A 17,105-nucleotide genomic window follows, 5' to 3' on the forward strand; every position below is an offset into this window, starting at 1 on the left:
TTTTTGGGAGAGCTGTTTTTAGGTTCAACCTCATGTTAAGAGGAAGCTTGAGAGATTTCTAACATTCAAGGAGGGACTGCGAATGCGAAGCGGAGATTACAGCCTGTCTAATCAAACTGGTTACTGCGTTGCCGAAGAACACAAATCAGAACGGTGGACATCGAAAGAGAACCCTCTCGCTTCATCATCCATTTCCGAATCCTTGGAAGATGAAATTTTGGTTCTTCGTAACCGAATGGAGAGACTCTTCCTGCAAGAGCAGTCATTTACCTCAGATATTGTAATCGAGATCAGCAGTCTGCTTGATCTAAAGATTAATGAATTTATGAAGAGTAAGAAATCCTAATATATACTTGATTAAAGGAGATCCTTCAGAGGGTCTCCTTTTTTCGAAAAATGACCGAATACTAAAGAGGAGGCATAAAGATAATGTCTATTTATACACGTACGGGAGATGAGGGTAAGACATCCGTTATTGGAGCCAGAGTCATGAAGGATGACGAGCGTATTGAAGCATATGGAACCATCGATGAACTCAATTGTTTTGTAGGTCAGGCGATAAGTCAGGCAGACCCGGAGCAATATGCGGATTTAATTCAGCATTTACTTCAAATTCAGCACGAACTGTTCGACTGCGGGTCGGATCTGGCCTTTGTGAAGTTAAATGAGTCCCGCTTTAAGGTGAGCGCCTCGATGGTTGACCAGTTGGAACAATGGATAGATGCCTATGAGCAAGAGAATCCAAAGCTGGAGAAATTCATCCTGCCAGGTGGTACGGCGCTATCTTCTACTCTGCACATTTGCCGTACGGTCTGCCGCCGAGCGGAGCGCCGGACAGTCTCGCTTGGAGCGAAGCTGGACATTAACCAGGATGTTCTTAAATACTTGAACCGTCTGTCGGATTTCTTCTTTGCTGTTGCCAGAACTGCTAATGCCAGAGCGAAGATGTCCGATATAGAATATGAGCGCAGCGCAAAGGTGTTCCGTAACCAATGACAGCTTATTATGATCCAATTGAATATGAGGTAAAGGAAGAAGACAGCGGTATGCTGCTGAAGACGGTACTGCAGCGGAGGCTCGGCGTGTCCCGCAAGCTTCTATCTAAGATCAAGCTGACTGAACAAGGCATTATGTTAAATGGGGAAAGGGTCTACATTAGCGTCAAGGTGAAGCATGGAGATCAGATTGCCATCCGGATGGAGCAGGAAGAGTCAGATGATATTTTGCCGGAGCCTATTCCATTTGAGATTTTGTATGAAGATGACGCCCTGCTGGTTGTGAATAAAGAACCCGGAATTATCGTACATCCCACCCATGGTCATTATACCGGGACGCTTGCGAATGGGGTGGTTCACTATTGGAAGGAACGCGGAGAGAGGTTTCGCTTTCGCCCTATACATAGACTCGATCAGGAGACGAGCGGAGTGCTCGCCATTGCCAAGAATGCTTATGTTCACCAGCATATATCTGAACAGCTGATTGCCGGGCAGGTAACCAAACGGTATAAGGCTCTGGTCCATGGAGCTCCTTCCCTTGGAGAAGGGACAATAGACGGGCCAATCGACCGGGACCCGGATGAACCCCATCGCCGTATTGTAACGCCTGAGGGATATCCGGCCCTAACATTTTACACAATCGTAGAGAGATATTCAGCGGCATCCCTAGTGGACATTCGACTAGGGACAGGCCGGACTCACCAGATTCGTGTCCATATGACGTCAGTGGGGTGCCCGCTCATTGGGGATAAGCTGTATACCTATCCGGCCGGAGAGGAATTGACAGAAGACAAGCGGGAGAACGTGGATCAGCTAAATCTCCTGATTGGGCGTCAGGCGCTACATGCGGCTGAGCTGGGGTTGCGCCATCCGCTCACGGGTCAGGATATGATCTTTGAAGCCCCTCTTCCTGAAGATATGAATAGGCTTAGAGACTATTTACTAACAGATTATCGATAACTGGAGGCTCATCATGAGTGAACTAATCGTATATCAATACCCGAAATGTGGAACCTGCCGGAATGCCGTAAAATGGCTTGATTCAGCAGGGCATCAGCTTGATTTAAGAAATATTTTTGAGGCTCCACCCAGTAAGACCGAGCTTGCAGCTGTGATTGATCTTAGCGGACTTGAGCTCAAAAAGTTTTTTAATACAAGTGGTGAAGTCTACAAAGAAATGGGGCTGAAGGACAAGCTTGCAGAAATGTCCCGGGAAGAGCAGATCGCCCTGCTTGCTTCAAATGGCCGACTCATTAAGAGACCCATCGTTACAGACGGGAAGAAAGTGACCGTAGGCTTCAAGGAAGAGATGTTCGGGCAGGAATGGGGAAATCATTAGTAATCGAACGCGTGCTGCTCGTATGATATACTGGAGTATATACAATCTGGATGCAGCTACGGTCCAGGAATGAACGAAGGAGAGAGAACGTTGACGACTAAAAAAGAAACACTATTGCTGGTAGACGGAATGGCGCTCATGTTCCGGGCCTTTTATGCTTCAGCAGCCAGCGGTTACATCCGGCGGACTAAGGCGGGGCTCCCTACTAATGCAATATATGGCTTCATGCGGTATTTCTGGGATGCTGTAGAGAAATTCTCCCCTTCCCATGTAGCCTGCTGCTGGGATTTGGGAAGCAAGACGTTCCGCACCGAGCAATTTGCAGCCTACAAAGGTAACCGGTCGGAAGCACCGGATGATCTGGTTCCCCAGTTCGCTGTTATTCTTGAAGTCATGGACAGCCTGGGCATTCCTAACATTAGCGCAGAAGGTTACGAGGCCGATGATTGCATCGGTACACTTGCCTCTATTTATTGCCAGGACATGGATGTCCTAGTACTGACCGGAGATCACGATATGCTTCAGCTCGTCAATGATTGCACCAGTGTCATTATTATGAAGAAAGGCCATGGGAATTACATGGTCTATACTCCGGACAGCCTGATGGAAGAGAAGCAGCTGCTGCCGCGGCAGATTATTGATGTTAAAGCTCTTATGGGTGATCCGAGTGATAACTATCCTGGGGTACGCGGAATTGGCGAGAAGACTGCGGTTAAGCTTGTTCAGGAGTACCATGATGTCGAGGGGATTCTTGCGAATCTGGAGGAGCTCTCCAAAGGAGTACGGACCAAAATTGAAACCGATCTGGACATGCTTCACCTGTCCCGTCAGCTTGCTACTATTAAGTGTGATGTGGAGCTAGCATGCCAGATTGACGAATGCCGTCTTGAGCTGAATCACGCTCTGATTGCTTCTAAATTTGAAGAGCTTGAAATGAAAAGTATATGTGCATGGATGGGAGTTGCGGTTGTTTAGATGAAGATGTATACCAAGAATCGGACTTATCTGATAACAAGAATTATGCTGGTTATTGCAGCGGTATTGCTGCTGACAAGTGGAGGGCTTGAGCCTCTCACCGCAGAAGCGAAGCCGGGTATCAAAGCCTCTTCAAGCAAGGTTAAAGTCGGAAGCAAGACCTTCACAGTCCAGACGGTCTCAATTCCAAAAGGAACCCCTGTTACGCTAGGGATTGCGAAGCGTCAAGTGGGACAAGTAGAGGCGTTCACCTCCATCGTGAAGAATTACCATGCGGAAGCCGCGATTAATGGGGCGTTCTTCAATGCATACGGCGGTCCTACAGACCCGTATGGTACATTCATCATTCAAGGGCGATTAGCTCATTTCGGAGGATATGGGACAACCATCGGTTTCCTGAAAGATGGAACTGCGGTGATGGCTCCCCTGCGTAACTCGCTAACGGGTACTGTTACCAGTGATAAAGGGAGCTCCATTGGCTGGTATGCCGTATTCCTGAACCGTACCCCTGCAAAGGGGGCCAGCACGATTATCAAGTATACTCCGGATCGGGGAAGCCGAGTCGGATTCAGCGGTGGGATTGCTGTAACCATTGTGAATGGTGTCGTCACGAAGAAAGAAACGAATGCGAACAGTCTGATTCCTAAGAACGGTTATGTGCTTGTTTTTACAGGGAATGAGAAGAAGAGCTCGGATCGCTTCGTTGTTGGATATGAAGTTCAAGAGAATTTGGTCTATAAAGACGATAAAGGAAATGCGATTCCGTGGGAGAATGTCGTAACGGCTGTAGGTGCAGGTCCGCGGCTTGTGCGGGATGGCAAGGTGGATTTGAACGCCAAGGCAGAAGGCTTTAACGATCCGAAGATTCTATCGAGTTCCGCAGCGCGCAGCGGGATCGCGATTATGCCGGATGGTTCGACTCTGCTTGCAACCGTATCTGGTGCAACCATGCAGCAATGGGCGGGTATTATGAAGGCACTGGGCACGAAGCAGGCCATGAACCTGGATGGAGGGGCTTCCTCTGGCCTTTATGCAAATGGCAAGGTGCTTACTCAAGCTGGGCGGCCGCTTAGCAATGTGCTGGTATTCGGTAGTAATGTGAAGTGACCAGATGCAGTTATGCAATAATCAAAACCCTCTTCCGGTATCCGGAAGAGGGTTTTTGGTTTATTTAGCTTGATCGATAGATTCCTCGCCCTTCTCAATTTCACGCTCCGCCTGTTTGCGATGGGCAATCCGGCTGCTTGCTGAAGCGGCGATCGCTCCCACAATATCATCGAGGAACGTATGAACCGGACCAAGGCTTTTATCATTTAATCGTTCCAGAACGCCGGGCTTAAGCTTATCTACATAACCATAGTTTGTGAATCCGATACTTCCGTAGACATTGACGATGGAGAAGGCAAGAATTTCATCGACGCCGTACAGCCCTTCATCATTCGAGATCATTTCCTGCAGCTCGGGGATAAGCAGTTCTTGCTCGGCGAGAATATCCAGCTGGATCCCGGTTAATACCGCATTTTGAACCTCTCGTTTGGTAAGTACCTGCTCCACGTTATGGATGCATTCCTCCATCGTAAGATCAGGATAATACTTCTGCTGAAGCAGCATAACAAGCTCGGCAATTTCCGAAATTTTGACGCCCCGCTTATGAAGCCATTCTTTGGTCGCGTCGGCCACCTTTTTACTGTTCAAGCTGTATGGGATTTTCGCTTTGTCCATGACCTTCACCTCAACTCCTAACATATTCATGCTGCTCTTGATATGTGCAGTGTGTCCACATCCCAGAAATAATAGTTATTTTTCCAAAGGGGGGCTCGTATATATAGTAATACAAGCCACAGAAAATTGTTAGGGAGGCACGAAGGAACTATGAAATCTTTTCCAAGAGTACAGACTGCAGCAGCAGCCAGCTTAATCGCTATCCCTCTCTTGTTATCAGGGTGTGGAATCTTCGGTTCACAAGGTGCGGCGCAGATTGATCCTCCGCCAGCGGATGTTGAGGCCCAGATGCTGCAGACCGCAGATCAAGTGAATCAGACAAGCTCCTCGGGAAAAACAAGCACCTTGAATTCGAATCAGGCCACAATCTATCTGAAGAATGATCAGGGGCTGCTAGCACCTGTATCCTTAAATCTGCCACAAGGCAGTAAGGAAGGGAAGCTGAATCAAATCATGGAGTCCCTCGTACAGGGTGGGACTTATGCTTCGTCCATTCCTGAAGGCTTCCAGGGTGTACTTCCCAAAGGAACACAGGTTACCAATGTCACCGTAGATAAAAAACAAAAGCTGGCCGTGGTGGAATTCACCAAGCCCTTCACAAAATACGATGTGAAGGATGAGCGCAAAATCATGGAAGCTGTAACATGGACATTAACGGACAACCCTGATGTTCAGAACGTTCAAATATGGGTGGACGGGCAGAAGCTGAATGAAATGCCGGTTGGCCATCTTCCACTGAATCAGCCCCTGAATCGCACCGTAGGAATTAATCTGGAGCTGACACCGGGAGCAAATATCTCTCAGACAAGCCCGGTTACAGTATACTTTGCCTCATCAACCGACAGTGGAATACCTTATTTCGTACCCGTGACCCGGTTGGTTCCAGCAGGAGATGATTCGGTAAAAGCAGCTTTAGCCCAATTGATTCAGGGCCCTGTCCAGGGCGATGGACTTCAGCAGGTGTTAACCTCGAATACCACGGTTGAGCAAGTAGAGACGGCCAAGGACGGTGTAGTAACCGTCTCGCTGAAGGATGACATGTTCAAGCCTGGCGAGAAGATTCCGGCTCAGCTGCTTCAGTCTCTTGTTCTAACCGTTACGGAGAATACCAAGAATGGTAAAGTACGCATTTGGATGAATGGAAGCAAAGACGTGGTAGGGGACGACAACCAGAAGTACAGTGAACCGGTCTCCCGTCCGGAAGCGCTCAATCAAATTCCTATCTGATTTCTAACCGGGGCCAGCTGCGGAGCGGCTCCTTTTTCTATGGCGGGGATTTTCTTCCTAAGGTGCTTTTGTAGCATCTCTTTGGTAAAATAGGGGAAGTATAGACAGGATGAAATGTAGGAGGCACATAGTCATGAGAATAAATGGACGACTTGCGGATCAGCGCAGGCCTATGAATTTAACAGCAAATCCCAATAAATATGCAGAGGGTTCTGTATATATTGAAGTCGGTGATACCAAGGTACTCTGCACCGCAACTGTAGAAGAGAAGGTCCCCCCGTTCATGAAAGGTCAAGGACGAGGCTGGGTAACAGCGGAATATGCGATGCTTCCCCGGGCAACCCAAACGAGGAACCAGCGGGAATCCGCCAGAGGCAAGCTTACGGGCAGAACGATGGAGATTCAGCGGTTAATCGGGCGTGCACTTAGATCCGTAGTTAATCTTCAGGCGCTTGGAGAACGAACCGTAATCGTTGACTGTGATGTTATTCAGGCGGATGGAGGCACACGAACCACATCGATCACTGGAGCTTTCATAGCGATGTCGATTGCCGTGAATAAGCTGGCTCAGAAGCACAATCTCGCCGTATTTCCTGTTACTGATTACTTGGCCTCTGTGAGTGTAGGCGTAGTCGGAAATAAGCTGCTGCTCGACTTGAATTATGAAGAGGACTCCAAAGCCAAGGTAGATATGAATGTAGTCATGACCGGCGAAGGCAAGTTCGTAGAAATTCAGGGCACTGGAGAAGAAAGTCCCTTCTCCCGTGAGGAAATGAACGGGATGATGGAGCTGGCGGAGAAGGGAATACGTGAAATGATCGCGCAGCAGCAAGAGGTGCTAGGGCCGATCGCCCTGAAGATTGGATCTGGTCAGGCGGGTAAGAATGTATGAACCCTTTTAAAGATACGGTAATTGTTGTCGCCACGAAGAATCAAGGTAAGGTTAAGGAATTTGCCCATGCACTTGCCGAGTTGGGCGGCACAGTGAAGAGTATGTATGATTATCCAGAGCTGCCTGAGGTTGTGGAGGATGGGGATACGTTTGCCTCCAACGCCCGCAAGAAAGCGAAGACAGTGGGAGACCTACTTGGCAAGCCCGTTCTCGCTGATGATTCCGGACTTTGCGTAGACAAGCTTGGCGGGGCTCCAGGAGTCTATTCAGCGCGCTATTCGGGTGAGCACGCTACGGATGCGGAGAATAATGCCAAATTGCTGGATGAACTGGAGAAGCTGTCCGAAGGGGAAGATACGGAGCAGCCGCTCCTTAGCCCTGCCCGATTCGTATGTCATCTGGCGCTATATGACCCGGGAACCGGGGAATTCGTAGAGGCCGAAGGCACCGTAGAAGGGATGATATCGGCTGAGCCTGCCGGAAGCGGGGGCTTTGGTTATGATCCCCTTTTCTATGTGCCTGCCTACCAGAAGTCCATGGCCGAGCTTACGCTCCAGGAGAAGCAGGCAATCAGCCATCGTGGTACTGCGCTGCGAATATTGAAGGACAAACTCGGAGTGAAGTGATATTAGAAGGAAAACCTTGGCACGATGTGATATGACAATAAAGGACGGCAGCCTTGTCAGGCATGCCGTCCTTTATTCATTTTTGTAGCTGTGCTGAAACTATGTCACTAGACTTTGGTAGCGACAACAGTTAGCCTCTTATAATCGGCATAAATTGAACCTTCATGCAGCAGCTTTGGAACCAGTCTTTCTGTAACTTTGGCGTAGATGCTAGCTTTCTCTTCGTCTGAGAACCCGTTTAAGAAGTCGCCTCCGAAATTAGATAGCCAGCCGTTTAAGCCTTCCTTGTTGTCTGTCAGCTTTGTGGGGCGGTCATAATGGCGGGCGTACTCCACTTTAAATCCATGTTCTTCAAGAAGTGAGGCGTATTCCCCGACACTTGGGAAGTACCATGGGTTAAGCTTCGAAGCATCCGTGCCGTATTCCTCAGCGAACACCTCATAAATAGCCTGAACAATGGTCTCCACGTTGCCTTTACCGCCGAATTCGGCTACAAATCTTCCTCCAGGCTTTAATGCTTGATGGATTGAACGGACGACACCGGGTGCGTCCTTCATCCAATGAAGCGCCGCATTTGAGAATACAGCATCATAATGCTCTTCAGCGGTGAAGTTCTCTCCATTACTTACTTTGAACTCGAGATTAGGGTACTTCTTCTTGGCTGCTTCAATCATGCTCGCTGAATAATCGATCCCCTTTACTTGGGCTCCAGACTCAGCAATTTGACTGGTTAAGTCTCCCGTTCCGCAGCCCAGATCCAGAATCCGCTCGTTCTTCTCAGGTCTCAGCAGATCAATCAGATTCTTTCCGTATTCCGACACGAAGGCAAGCTTGTTATCATAAGATTCCGGGTTCCAAACATTCTTTGAACTCATTTGCAGCAGCTCCTTGGAATTAAATTACATTCATTGTCGCACGAAGCTGCTTATAAATGAAATATATAATTAATATAACGGTAATAGGTAATACCTATGGAAGGATTCCTTAGTTCAAAGGTACAGGTATTACCGGATTGCTACCTTGTATGTCTTCAGCCAATGGTTAACCTGAGCTAAATAAGCGAATAATTGAGGACCCGACATCAGCTGACCGAACCAGGGGAGATTGGAAGAGGCTTCAGCGGAAGAAGCAATTTCGCGAATTTTATCCTGGTTAATCAGCGGAAGAATAGGGGAGGAGCTATCATCCAGTATATTTAGAACCTGCTGTCTCACTACATTTAGATAGGCGGGGTTATGTGTCTTAGGATAAGGGCTTTTCTTCCGGTACAGAACATCGTTTGGAAGTACTCCTTCAAGTGCTTTCCGAAGAATTCCCTTCTCCCGATCACCAGCAGTCTTGATCTCCCAGGGAATATTCCACACATATTGCACAAGCCTGTGATCGCAAAAAGGTACGCGTACCTCAAGCCCTGCGGCCATACTCATTCTATCCTTGCGATCCAGCAGCGTCGGCATGAACCGCGTAATATTTAAATATGACATGATTCGCATTTGGGCTTCCTTTCCACTCTCACCTCTTAGCCTCGGGACTTCATTCACCGCATCCTGGTAACGATCCTGGATATATCCCTGCGGGGAGATCCATTCCCTGATCTCGGGTGACAGCAGCTCGGAGCGAAGCTGGGTAGCCACAGACCATGGGAAGGTTCCCGAGTTCAGCAATTCGTCACGATGAAACCAAGGATATCCGCCAAAGATCTCATCCGCCGCTTCCCCGGATATTGCGACCGTAGCATCCCTTTTAATCTCCCGGCTGAACAAAAACAGTGAGGAGTCTACATCCGCCATGCCCGGCAGATCTCTCGCTTCTGTAGAGGCATCCAGGGCGTGAACCAGCTCCGGTGTATCAAAGCGTATCCAGTGATGCTGAGTGCCAAGCTCCGCAATCATGCGTTCAATCCAAGGCGCATCTGCGCCTGGCTGATAGCTATGAGCCTTAAAGTATTTATCGTTATCAACATAATCAACCGAATAAGTGTGAACCTGTCCCTGGCCGCTTCTTGTGTAGTAGTCCACAGCTAATGCCGTCAGCGCACTAGAGTCAAGTCCTCCGGACAGAAGAGTGCAGACAGGGACGTCTGAGAGAAGCTGACGTTCAACCGTATCCTTCAGAAGCTCTCTAAGCTTCGCGGCAGTCTGCGTCTCATTGTCCTCATGCTCGTAGGTTTCAAGCTTCCAATAGGTATAGATTCTTAGGCCGCTCTTGCTGTAAATCATGGCCTGCCCAGGACGAAGCTCCCGTAAATGCGTATAAACCCCGTGACCCGGTGTTCTGGCTGGTCCGAGGATAAATATTTCTGCTAGTCCTTCAGCTCCTACAACAGGATCAACCTTCGGGTGCTCCAAAATGGCTTTGGGTTCCGAGCCGAAGATCAGTGTACCCTCTCGCTCGCTATAGAATAGAGGTTTGACTCCAAGCCGGTCCCTCGTAAAAAATACATGCTCCCGCACACTATCCCAGATCGCGAAGGCAAAGATTCCGTTAAGCTTATGAACAGAGTCCGGTCCCCATTCGATATAGGCCTGGAGCAGCACTTCCGTATCGCACTCAGTCCGAAATTTGTAACCCCGTTGCTTTAATTCTTCTCGTAGCTCAGGCGCGTTATATATTTCCCCGTTGTATACAACGGTATATATGTTGTCATCTTTATGGATAACCATGGGCTGAGCTCCGTTAGCCGGGTCCATGACACTGAGCCTTCGGTGTCCGAATGCACAAGGTCCATAGATCCAGGTACCACGGGCGTCGGGTCCTCTTTTACCCAGTGTCTCAGTCATAGTAAGCAATAAGGCAGCGTCCCCAGTTAGGTCTCGATTCCACTCGATAAACCCGGTAATTCCGCACATATATGGATTCATCCTCTCTCTTCGTTACTCTAAATATGCGGTTTGTTCCGCGGTGATACAAATTATGCCGAACCTAGGCATAAAATGTCTGTCCTTTATGGAAAACTATGCTTTGGAAGAATGAAAGGAGGATGGTCATGAAGAAGACATTTTATGTATCGGTTCAGGGCCGTTCGGTGCTTGAGGATCAGGGAGCAGCTGCTTACGAATGGGTTATCCAGGCTACACCAGAGGAAGCTGAAGAGCTTAGACGCAAGCTTTCTGCAAGCGCGGAAGCTGACGAAGATGGATTCATGGATTTCGTATTTCCTTGGCCGGATACTCCGGAGGATGAAATTTATGCACAATATTCAGAAAGAATCAATCGGGTGTACCAGGAGATTTACCGGCTTGGGACCACGGATACCCGCAGTCAGATGGCAAATTCAAAATTAATTCATGCATAATACTAAATTCAATAAGGAGTGTTCAGCATGTATACAATCAAGGACGCGAAGCTAACGAGAACTACAGACTATAATGGCAGCGCATGTGTTGAAATCGAAGTAACTCCGGTGGCCTCCGAAGAACCAGGGCTGCTTGTTTATGTGGCCCGGGCGGGGAATGGGGAAGATTTCGAAATTGTCCGAATGGTTCGGAACGAATCAAACCTCGCTATAGACTGGTACAATAACAATCTGCATAATGCTTATGAGGAAATCGCCGAGGAGAATTTTGGTGATGAAGGGGATCTGGATGCGCCGCTGCAAAGAGAACAATTCCGGCAAAGTCTTCTGGCTTCCGGGAGTATCTCGGCACAGCTGGAACAGATGCTGCCTAAAGGCAGCTAAGGGGCTGGGAGCAGCTATACAGAGCAGGCCCTCCCGGTGGCGGGAGGGCCTATAGTCTTTAGTAATGTTGCGGCCAGTTTGCGTCAGCAAGAACACGAATCCCTTGAATGACGTTATAGAGGAAGGCGCAAAAATAAATGATGGCAAAGATTGAAATATACATAAAGATTGAGGCAATATATTGGGCTGAGAACATAAAGATAAGCAGAGGGATCGCGGCAAGAACCGGAAACACATGGGAGAAAAGAGCCCTGCCAGCATGCTTTCGAACAAAAGCATCATCTGATATGAACCAAATAATTATAGGTAACAGAAAAGGGGCAAAGAAGATGCTAAAGTAGGACAGCGCTGCCAGGATTGGTCGCATACGTAGTTCACGCTCCTCAGGAGTAGTTATTATATATTACCCGAATTTCATAATTTCCTTTGACTTTAATCCAAGATACGTTATAATAAATAACGCATCCTTTTTTCTTTCTGGATCGCACCACATAAGATTACATATATGTCTCAGTAGCTCAGCTGGATAGAGCAACGGCCTTCTAAGCCGTCGGTCGGGGGTTCGAATCCCTCCTGGGACGTAATAAAAATCTCTCCTTTGGAGAGATTTTTTGCGTACCAATTAGAGGGATTTGAACCCCCAGAGGGGTTCGTCGTAGCAAAGCCACCTATGCCGAATGGCAGGGGGATGAGCGGAGTCTCGAGCTTCGTTCAGAGTATCCCTCCTGGGACGTTCTAGATGGATTTCACAGGTTCCTGATACCAGAAGAGTGCGTAGTCGTTCATGGTGGATGCATGGCCCAGCTGACGCAGCATTGTAGAGATATTGCCTCTATGATAAGTCCCGTGATTGACCACATGCAGCACAATTTCCGACAAGCGGGTTTGACGGATTCCCGCATATGGATTGTCAAGGAGAATGGTTTGCTCCAAATCGGCCTGGTTTTCGAGCCATTTTTCAAAGTGTCCCGCTAACTCATCAAAGCTTTTGACGCATTCATTCACTGAAGCCGGGATGCTCTCATTGAGAGACATGCACATTTGCAGTGCCTCTGGCATGCCCGTGCCAGTCAGCACAAGATACCACATTTTATCTACCGCATAGATATGATTAAGGGCGTGGGCGATTGTGGGGAAAGAGGAATTTACTTCTTGACTCAGTACAGAGGGCGGGAACTGCTTGATTCTCCCCAGGATCGTCTGGTTGGCCCATGTGTGGTATTTATACATTTCTACTGGATGATTCGTCATTTTTATCGTCTCCTTTTGGTTGGATATGGATTTGTATTTAAATCTGTTATTAATATAAAAAAAGAAGTATGACAGCAGTCTGTCATACTTCTTCATAAAGTTTGAGTGTATTTTTAAGCTGCTCTCTCAAGATCCCTCGCAGTTCAAAGGGTTCAAGAACTTCGGCACCGCTGCCAAAGCTCAGCAAAATGGACCAAAGCCAGCGCGCTTCCAGCGGCTTATATACAGGAATTCGCATCGTCATGCTTCCATCCGGATCAAAGTGCTTATCTACATGATGAAACTGATCGAGCACTTCGGCCAAGGCTTCCGGTCTCACCCGAATTACTACGTTCTCCACGTGATCTTGCCATTCCGAGTATGAATTCCCGGCCTTTTGGGATATCCCTTCATGTGGCTGAAAGAGCTCTGGTGACAAGAACAAATTCATCATCCGCGATAACCTGAACTCCCGATAATCCCGCCTTGTTCGGCAGTAAGCATAAACATACCAGTTGCTGTGCTTAAAATGAAGCCTTAATGGTTCCATATCACGGGTTGTGCGTTCATTTTTTGCATTAATGTAATCAAAACGAATGATATTCCGCTGCATAATCGCTGTGCGCAATAGAGGGAGCACGTCTAGCCCGGTGGTACGGGTTGCCAGGTCCACAGAAAGATTCGGGGTCCCATACTCGGGTCCAATCGTTTGCAGTCGTTCAATGGTTCCTTTTACACGTTCGTCTTCGAATACGGAGGAGAGGCTGCTGAGCACGGTAATCAGGGAATAGACATCGTAAGAACCGAGTAAACTTCGGTCCATTTTGTAACCGTCCATCATGCCATATCCGCCTTTGATTCCCTGATACGATATGACCGGAAAGCCCGCTGCGCAGATCGCATCAATATCCCGGTAAATGGTTCTTTGGGAGACTTGAAACTCCTCAGCCAGCATCGAAGCAGACAAAACCTCGTGATTCAGCAGCTTGTAGATGATGGAGATTAATCTTTCTAATTTCATCTATATCCTCCAGTTATTCCGTGTCATATTATAACCTCTCCTATGGAGAGGATTTTTGCGTTCCAGTAACGATAAAGCTGAAGCGGGCTCCTCCAAGAGCGGATCTTTCGCAGACCATCCTGGCTCCCATTCGTTCCGCAATCTGATAGCAAATGGCGAGTCCAAGGCCCGTCACTCCATGTTGCCCCTTATAGAACCGATCAAAAATAGCTTCGTATTCTTCCTCAGGTACTCCATCCCCGTCATCATCGATATGAATACTCCAATTGGGCTGTTCAAGTGAGGCAGAGCTGCTTATCACATTCCCTGCTTCTATACGCACGACAATGTGGCTGTGGGCATACCGGACCGCATTTTGCAGCAGGTTCACCAGTACCTGGAAGATCTGCTCCGCAGGTATTGTGACATTAACTGAGTCCCCAATAATCTCCAGCGTAATATGATTCTCAGCAGCGGCAGGGGCCAGCAGATCCGCAGCCTGTTCCGCCATGTTTCTAAGATCCTCTTTACTAAGTGTCCAGGGTTCATCTAGCGACTCAAGCCGCGACAATTGCAATAAGCGCTCGACCATATGAATCATTCGCCGCGCTTCCTTACTGATGACATCAAGGCCTTGGTCCACGGTGACAACCTGATCTTTGATGGCCATGGAGTAGCCTTGGATAGACATAAGCGGTGTCCTGAGTTCGTGAGAGACATTCTGCAGAAATTCAATTTGATAGACCTGATGTTTAGCGATTCTCTCTGACATTTCTTGAAAAGTGGCGATGAGCTCTCCGATTTCCGTACCATCCGCTTTTGGCAGGACTGGATTATGCGGCCGATAGGGCTCGTATTGACTCACAGCCTCGGTTAGTTTTTTCAGGGGACGTGTGGTCTTCCAGACGACCAGTAGACCGATTGCCAGAACAAAAAGAAAGCTGCCCAGAATGGCAAAAATCGTGGTGCTCAGCAGCTGTCCAACAATTGTCCGAAGGGAAGAGAGGGGAGCAAATACAACGATCTGGAGTGATGGCTCCTCATCAATTTTTTTGGTGGCATAGAGCATTTCTCTATGATCAAGCTTCATCACACCGTCTTCATCGAGAATAGGCACGTGCAGCTGAGCATTAATTTTCCTTGGATCACTGGCCGCTATAATAACATGTTTCGCATTTAGAATCATAAAATCCGCATCATACAGCTTGTCCTTGAACTTCAGCTTCAAGTCTTTGTCATCAATATCCCCGATATCTCCGTCGTTAAGAATCTGGACGGCCTTATCAATTTGACTGTGCAGCTCGGTCTTGGCCTGGTCAATGGTAAGGCTGTGAATCAGCCTGACAAATAGGAACACCGTGATGCCAACGGTGATGAACATCCCGGCAATCAAAGATAATAATACCCGGCCTCGGAGTGTCCTCATCCTGTTTTGACCAAGGCCTTATAGCCATATCCCCACAAGGTATCAATTTGGAATGAGGCTGCGTATTCGGATAGCTTCTTACGTAGTCTTTTGACCAAATCATCAACCACCCGTACATCCCCGAGATAATCAAAATGCCATACCTGCTGAATGAGCTGTTCACGTGTGAAGGGCCTTTCAAGATGTTTTGCGAAAAATACCAAGAGATCATACTCCCGTGAGGTGAGGACAAGCTCGGTCTCTTCCACGGATACTTTACGGAACTCCTCGTTCACCTTTAAATTCCCCGCCTGGATGACTTTGGAGAAGGCCTCTGATTCTTGATCCTGTCCTAACCGGACGAGGCGAAGCATGGATTTGACCCTGCCCACCAGTTCCCTAGGATTGAAGGGCTTGGTTAGGAAGTCGTTACATCCCAGCTCCAGCCCGATAATTCGGTCCATTTCATCCCCGCGGGCGGAGATCATAATAATAGGCATTTCCGTAAAAGTCCGCAGCTCAGTCAGCAGAGTTAATCCGTTAATACCGGGCATCATAATATCCAGGACCAGGAAATCGGGTTTGTGCAGACGCACTTCCTCAATTAAATGCTGTCCGTCCGGATACTCCGTGACATGAAATTCCTCTTTGCGTAAATACTCAGAGATCAAACGCAGGATGGAGGGATCGTCATCAACTACGAAAATGCTTGTCATCGCCTTACTCCTTCTCTCCCAGATTTAACGAGGCTCTTGTTACAATCTACCAAAAACAAGCAAAAACGGGAAGGCTTAAAGCCTTCCCGTCTCTAGCTCAGCCTATTTTTTTGTAGTTTTCTTAGTCGATGCTTTTTTAGCGGTTGTAATTTTGTGGTGAGCTTTCTTTACCAGTTTGTGATGTTTCTTGTGGGCTGCTTTGGTGACTTTTACCTTTTTCACAACCGGCTTCTTGGATGCCTTCTTCACATCGGACTTGGCTGCTGTCTTCTTGTCTGCCTTAACAGGAGCAGCTTTGGTGGAGTTCTTTGTGCTTGAGGCAGGCTTTGCAGCTGACTTAGTTGTGACAAGAGCTTTCGCTGGTGCGGCTACGGCAGCCTTGACCGCAGGCTTGACTGCTGGAGACTTAGCCGGACTTGCCATGGCACTGGTCGCTCCTCCTACCAAACTCACAACAGTTAATAGAGCCACCAAATTCTTTTTCCAATTCAACATGGTCATCACCTCTTCCTAAGATTAACTTCATCTTAACAAGACCAAGTGAGAGGCCCGTGTGAGAATTGTGTAAAAAGTATATGAATAGGCCTTCTATCTGGAGGCCAGACCGTGGAGTATGAACTGAATCGTCTGCTCAATCTCCTTCTCTTCATCCCACGGAAGATCGGGGGCGAGGAGCAGGTGAAAGATAAACAGACCGACAGCTGAGGAGACGGTAAAGCGGATAGCCGCGAGAGTAGGTACTTCCACCAGTTCCCCTTTATCCTGAAAATGCTTCACAATCTTTTGGAAACGATCTAAAATCTTCGCTCCAATATGTTCTATAAATTGCTCCTTCAAGGCCGGTTGAAAAGGAATCTCCTGAAGCAGGATTTTAATGATCTTAAGATGCTTGCGCGCAAAGGCGAGGCGGTTAATCAGAACCGCTCTAAGGAAAGCCTCAAAGGTAGGGTAATCCTTCTCTAAGACATCGTTGAAATTATTAAGAATGAATGGGGCAAGCAGCTTGCCCATCATCGGAGTTACGATAGAGAGCAGTAAATCCTTCTTCGTCTTGTAATGACGGAAGATCGTTCCTTCCGCCACACCTGCCATTTGCGCGATTTCACTGGTAGAGGCGGCGGCATACCCTTTTTGCGAGAATACCTCAACAGCAGCTTCAATAATCTTCAGCTGTTTCTCGGTAAGTTTTCGTTCATCTGTATGAAGCAGCGCTTCCAGCCATGGCTCTAGCGGCTCCTGATGGTGTGGCATGATGGTCAACCTCCTGTGTCACGTTTAAGGATTAATCTTCGTATTCTA

The 17,105-nt window shown here is 48.0% G+C and carries 21 protein-coding genes and 1 tRNA gene; 12 read left to right on the top strand and 10 right to left on the bottom strand.

The window, feature by feature from the left end:
• Positions 1–82: 82 nt before the first annotated feature.
• From ACRRNK_RS05740 to ACRRNK_RS05765, 6 genes are all read left to right on the top strand, one after another.
• A complete protein-coding gene (locus ACRRNK_RS05740; protein WP_433945831.1) occupies positions 83–346 on the top strand; it encodes an aspartyl-phosphate phosphatase Spo0E family protein in 264 nt (87 codons plus the stop codon).
• 83 nt (positions 347–429) lie between these two features.
• A complete protein-coding gene (locus ACRRNK_RS05745; RefSeq protein WP_433945832.1) occupies positions 430–996 on the top strand; it encodes a cob(I)yrinic acid a,c-diamide adenosyltransferase in 567 nt (188 codons plus the stop codon).
• Entirely contained in the window at positions 993–1,955 is a 963-nt protein-coding gene (locus tag ACRRNK_RS05750) for an RluA family pseudouridine synthase (protein WP_433945833.1), read from the top strand. Before ACRRNK_RS05745 ends, ACRRNK_RS05750 begins: the two co-directional genes overlap by 4 nt.
• A 13-nt stretch (positions 1,956–1,968) precedes the next feature.
• Positions 1,969–2,334: an arsenate reductase family protein gene (locus tag ACRRNK_RS05755; protein WP_433945834.1), complete on the top strand. Its 366-nt coding sequence runs from the start codon at positions 1,969–1,971 to the stop codon at positions 2,332–2,334.
• Between the two features lie 69 nt (positions 2,335–2,403).
• The gene (locus ACRRNK_RS05760; RefSeq protein WP_433945835.1) at positions 2,404–3,309 is read left to right on the top strand and encodes a 5'-3' exonuclease; all 906 of its coding nucleotides are present in this window, start codon (positions 2,404–2,406) and stop codon (positions 3,307–3,309) included.
• Positions 3,310–4,416, top strand: a complete 1,107-nt coding sequence (locus ACRRNK_RS05765; RefSeq protein WP_433945836.1) for a phosphodiester glycosidase family protein — start codon at positions 3,310–3,312, stop codon at positions 4,414–4,416. It begins immediately after the preceding gene.
• Positions 4,417–4,476: 60 nt separating this feature from the next.
• Here ACRRNK_RS05765 and ACRRNK_RS05770 read toward each other — a convergent pair whose 3' ends face one another.
• Positions 4,477–5,031, bottom strand: a complete 555-nt coding sequence (locus tag ACRRNK_RS05770; RefSeq protein WP_433946814.1) for a phosphatidylglycerophosphatase A family protein — start codon at positions 5,029–5,031, stop codon at positions 4,477–4,479.
• A gap of 150 nt (positions 5,032–5,181) precedes the next feature.
• On the opposite strand from ACRRNK_RS05770, the gene ACRRNK_RS05775 reads away from it, so the two are divergent.
• The 3 genes from ACRRNK_RS05775 to ACRRNK_RS05785 all read left to right on the top strand — a co-directional run bounded on the left by ACRRNK_RS05775 (position 5,182) and on the right by ACRRNK_RS05785 (position 7,776).
• A complete protein-coding gene (locus tag ACRRNK_RS05775; RefSeq protein ID WP_433945837.1) occupies positions 5,182–6,258 on the top strand; it encodes a GerMN domain-containing protein in 1,077 nt (358 codons plus the stop codon).
• A 133-nt stretch (positions 6,259–6,391) separates the two neighbouring features.
• Positions 6,392–7,150, top strand: a complete 759-nt coding sequence (gene rph / locus ACRRNK_RS05780) for a ribonuclease PH (protein WP_433945838.1) — start codon at positions 6,392–6,394, stop codon at positions 7,148–7,150.
• Positions 7,147–7,776, top strand: coding sequence for an XTP/dITP diphosphatase (locus ACRRNK_RS05785; protein WP_433945839.1), 630 nt, complete (start codon positions 7,147–7,149; stop codon positions 7,774–7,776). Before rph ends, ACRRNK_RS05785 begins: the two co-directional genes overlap by 4 nt.
• A gap of 107 nt (positions 7,777–7,883) precedes the next feature.
• Here ACRRNK_RS05785 and ACRRNK_RS05790 read toward each other — a convergent pair whose 3' ends face one another.
• Together ACRRNK_RS05790 and asnB are read right to left on the bottom strand one after the other, a co-directional pair.
• Positions 7,884–8,651 (bottom strand): class I SAM-dependent methyltransferase, encoded by a 768-nt coding sequence (locus ACRRNK_RS05790; protein WP_433945840.1) that lies wholly within the window; start codon positions 8,649–8,651, stop codon positions 7,884–7,886.
• A 129-nt stretch (positions 8,652–8,780) separates the two neighbouring features.
• Positions 8,781–10,625: an asparagine synthase (glutamine-hydrolyzing) gene (gene asnB / locus ACRRNK_RS05795; RefSeq protein ID WP_433946815.1), complete on the bottom strand. Its 1,845-nt coding sequence runs from the start codon at positions 10,623–10,625 to the stop codon at positions 8,781–8,783.
• A 137-nt stretch (positions 10,626–10,762) separates the two neighbouring features.
• On the opposite strand from asnB, the gene ACRRNK_RS05800 reads away from it, so the two are divergent.
• Complete coding sequence (locus tag ACRRNK_RS05800; protein WP_433945841.1) at positions 10,763–11,071, top strand: hypothetical protein; 309 nt, start codon at positions 10,763–10,765, stop codon at positions 11,069–11,071.
• Between the two features lie 27 nt (positions 11,072–11,098).
• Positions 11,099–11,455 carry a hypothetical protein gene (locus ACRRNK_RS05805; RefSeq protein ID WP_433945842.1) on the top strand — a complete coding sequence of 119 codons (357 nt, stop codon included), beginning with the start codon at positions 11,099–11,101 and terminating at the stop codon, positions 11,453–11,455.
• Between the two features lie 58 nt (positions 11,456–11,513).
• On the opposite strand, the gene ACRRNK_RS05810 is transcribed toward ACRRNK_RS05805, so the two are convergent.
• Entirely contained in the window at positions 11,514–11,822 is a 309-nt protein-coding gene (locus ACRRNK_RS05810) for a DUF4870 domain-containing protein (RefSeq protein WP_433945843.1), read from the bottom strand.
• A 140-nt stretch (positions 11,823–11,962) separates the two neighbouring features.
• On the opposite strand from ACRRNK_RS05810, the gene ACRRNK_RS05815 reads away from it, so the two are divergent.
• Positions 11,963–12,036: transfer RNA gene (locus ACRRNK_RS05815), tRNA-Arg, on the top strand.
• A gap of 154 nt (positions 12,037–12,190) precedes the next feature.
• Here ACRRNK_RS05815 and ACRRNK_RS05820 read toward each other — a convergent pair.
• The 6 genes from ACRRNK_RS05820 to ACRRNK_RS05845 all read right to left on the bottom strand — a co-directional run bounded on the left by ACRRNK_RS05820 (position 12,191) and on the right by ACRRNK_RS05845 (position 17,057).
• Positions 12,191–12,706 carry a DinB family protein gene (locus ACRRNK_RS05820; protein ID WP_433945844.1) on the bottom strand — a complete coding sequence of 172 codons (516 nt, stop codon included), beginning with the start codon at positions 12,704–12,706 and terminating at the stop codon, positions 12,191–12,193.
• Positions 12,707–12,788: 82 nt separating this feature from the next.
• Positions 12,789–13,706, bottom strand: coding sequence for a helix-turn-helix transcriptional regulator (locus tag ACRRNK_RS05825; RefSeq protein ID WP_433945845.1), 918 nt, complete (start codon positions 13,704–13,706; stop codon positions 12,789–12,791).
• A gap of 40 nt (positions 13,707–13,746) precedes the next feature.
• Entirely contained in the window at positions 13,747–15,111 is a 1,365-nt protein-coding gene (locus tag ACRRNK_RS05830) for a sensor histidine kinase (RefSeq protein ID WP_433945846.1), read from the bottom strand.
• The gene (locus ACRRNK_RS05835) at positions 15,108–15,806 is read right to left on the bottom strand and encodes a response regulator transcription factor (RefSeq protein ID WP_433945847.1); all 699 of its coding nucleotides are present in this window, start codon (positions 15,804–15,806) and stop codon (positions 15,108–15,110) included. Before ACRRNK_RS05835 ends, ACRRNK_RS05830 begins: the two co-directional genes overlap by 4 nt.
• 102 nt (positions 15,807–15,908) lie before the next feature.
• Positions 15,909–16,301 (bottom strand): hypothetical protein, encoded by a 393-nt coding sequence (locus ACRRNK_RS05840; RefSeq protein WP_433945848.1) that lies wholly within the window; start codon positions 16,299–16,301, stop codon positions 15,909–15,911.
• 93 nt (positions 16,302–16,394) lie between these two features.
• Complete coding sequence (locus tag ACRRNK_RS05845) at positions 16,395–17,057, bottom strand: TetR/AcrR family transcriptional regulator (RefSeq protein WP_433945849.1); 663 nt, start codon at positions 17,055–17,057, stop codon at positions 16,395–16,397.
• Between the last annotated feature and the right edge of the window lie 48 nt (positions 17,058–17,105).

The sequence above is a fragment of the Paenibacillus sp. SN-8-1 genome (assembly GCF_050995535.1).
Taxonomy (GTDB): domain Bacteria; phylum Bacillota; class Bacilli; order Paenibacillales; family Paenibacillaceae; genus Fontibacillus.

Coding starts and splice junctions, on each gene's coding strand:
- rph (WP_433945838.1), top strand. CDS start 6,392: ATGAGAATAAATGGACGACTTGCGGATCAGCGCAGGCCTATGAATTTA.
- ACRRNK_RS05760 (WP_433945835.1), top strand. CDS start 2,404: ATGAACGAAGGAGAGAGAACGTTGACGACTAAAAAAGAAACACTATTG.
- ACRRNK_RS05805 (WP_433945842.1), top strand. CDS start 11,099: ATGTATACAATCAAGGACGCGAAGCTAACGAGAACTACAGACTATAAT.
- ACRRNK_RS05770 (WP_433946814.1), bottom strand. CDS start 5,031: ATGGACAAAGCGAAAATCCCATACAGCTTGAACAGTAAAAAGGTGGCC.
- ACRRNK_RS05825 (WP_433945845.1), bottom strand. CDS start 13,706: ATGAAATTAGAAAGATTAATCTCCATCATCTACAAGCTGCTGAATCAC.
- ACRRNK_RS05820 (WP_433945844.1), bottom strand. CDS start 12,706: ATGACGAATCATCCAGTAGAAATGTATAAATACCACACATGGGCCAAC.
- ACRRNK_RS05830 (WP_433945846.1), bottom strand. CDS start 15,111: ATGAGGACACTCCGAGGCCGGGTATTATTATCTTTGATTGCCGGGATG.
- ACRRNK_RS05755 (WP_433945834.1), top strand. CDS start 1,969: ATGAGTGAACTAATCGTATATCAATACCCGAAATGTGGAACCTGCCGG.
- ACRRNK_RS05745 (WP_433945832.1), top strand. CDS start 430: ATGTCTATTTATACACGTACGGGAGATGAGGGTAAGACATCCGTTATT.
- ACRRNK_RS05765 (WP_433945836.1), top strand. CDS start 3,310: ATGAAGATGTATACCAAGAATCGGACTTATCTGATAACAAGAATTATG.
- ACRRNK_RS05790 (WP_433945840.1), bottom strand. CDS start 8,651: ATGAGTTCAAAGAATGTTTGGAACCCGGAATCTTATGATAACAAGCTT.
- ACRRNK_RS05785 (WP_433945839.1), top strand. CDS start 7,147: ATGAACCCTTTTAAAGATACGGTAATTGTTGTCGCCACGAAGAATCAA.
- asnB (WP_433946815.1), bottom strand. CDS start 10,625: ATGTGCGGAATTACCGGGTTTATCGAGTGGAATCGAGACCTAACTGGG.
- ACRRNK_RS05845 (WP_433945849.1), bottom strand. CDS start 17,057: ATGCCACACCATCAGGAGCCGCTAGAGCCATGGCTGGAAGCGCTGCTT.
- ACRRNK_RS05840 (WP_433945848.1), bottom strand. CDS start 16,301: ATGTTGAATTGGAAAAAGAATTTGGTGGCTCTATTAACTGTTGTGAGT.
- ACRRNK_RS05810 (WP_433945843.1), bottom strand. CDS start 11,822: ATGCGACCAATCCTGGCAGCGCTGTCCTACTTTAGCATCTTCTTTGCC.
- ACRRNK_RS05835 (WP_433945847.1), bottom strand. CDS start 15,806: ATGACAAGCATTTTCGTAGTTGATGACGATCCCTCCATCCTGCGTTTG.
- ACRRNK_RS05740 (WP_433945831.1), top strand. CDS start 83: ATGCGAAGCGGAGATTACAGCCTGTCTAATCAAACTGGTTACTGCGTT.
- ACRRNK_RS05775 (WP_433945837.1), top strand. CDS start 5,182: ATGAAATCTTTTCCAAGAGTACAGACTGCAGCAGCAGCCAGCTTAATC.
- ACRRNK_RS05750 (WP_433945833.1), top strand. CDS start 993: ATGACAGCTTATTATGATCCAATTGAATATGAGGTAAAGGAAGAAGAC.
- ACRRNK_RS05800 (WP_433945841.1), top strand. CDS start 10,763: ATGAAGAAGACATTTTATGTATCGGTTCAGGGCCGTTCGGTGCTTGAG.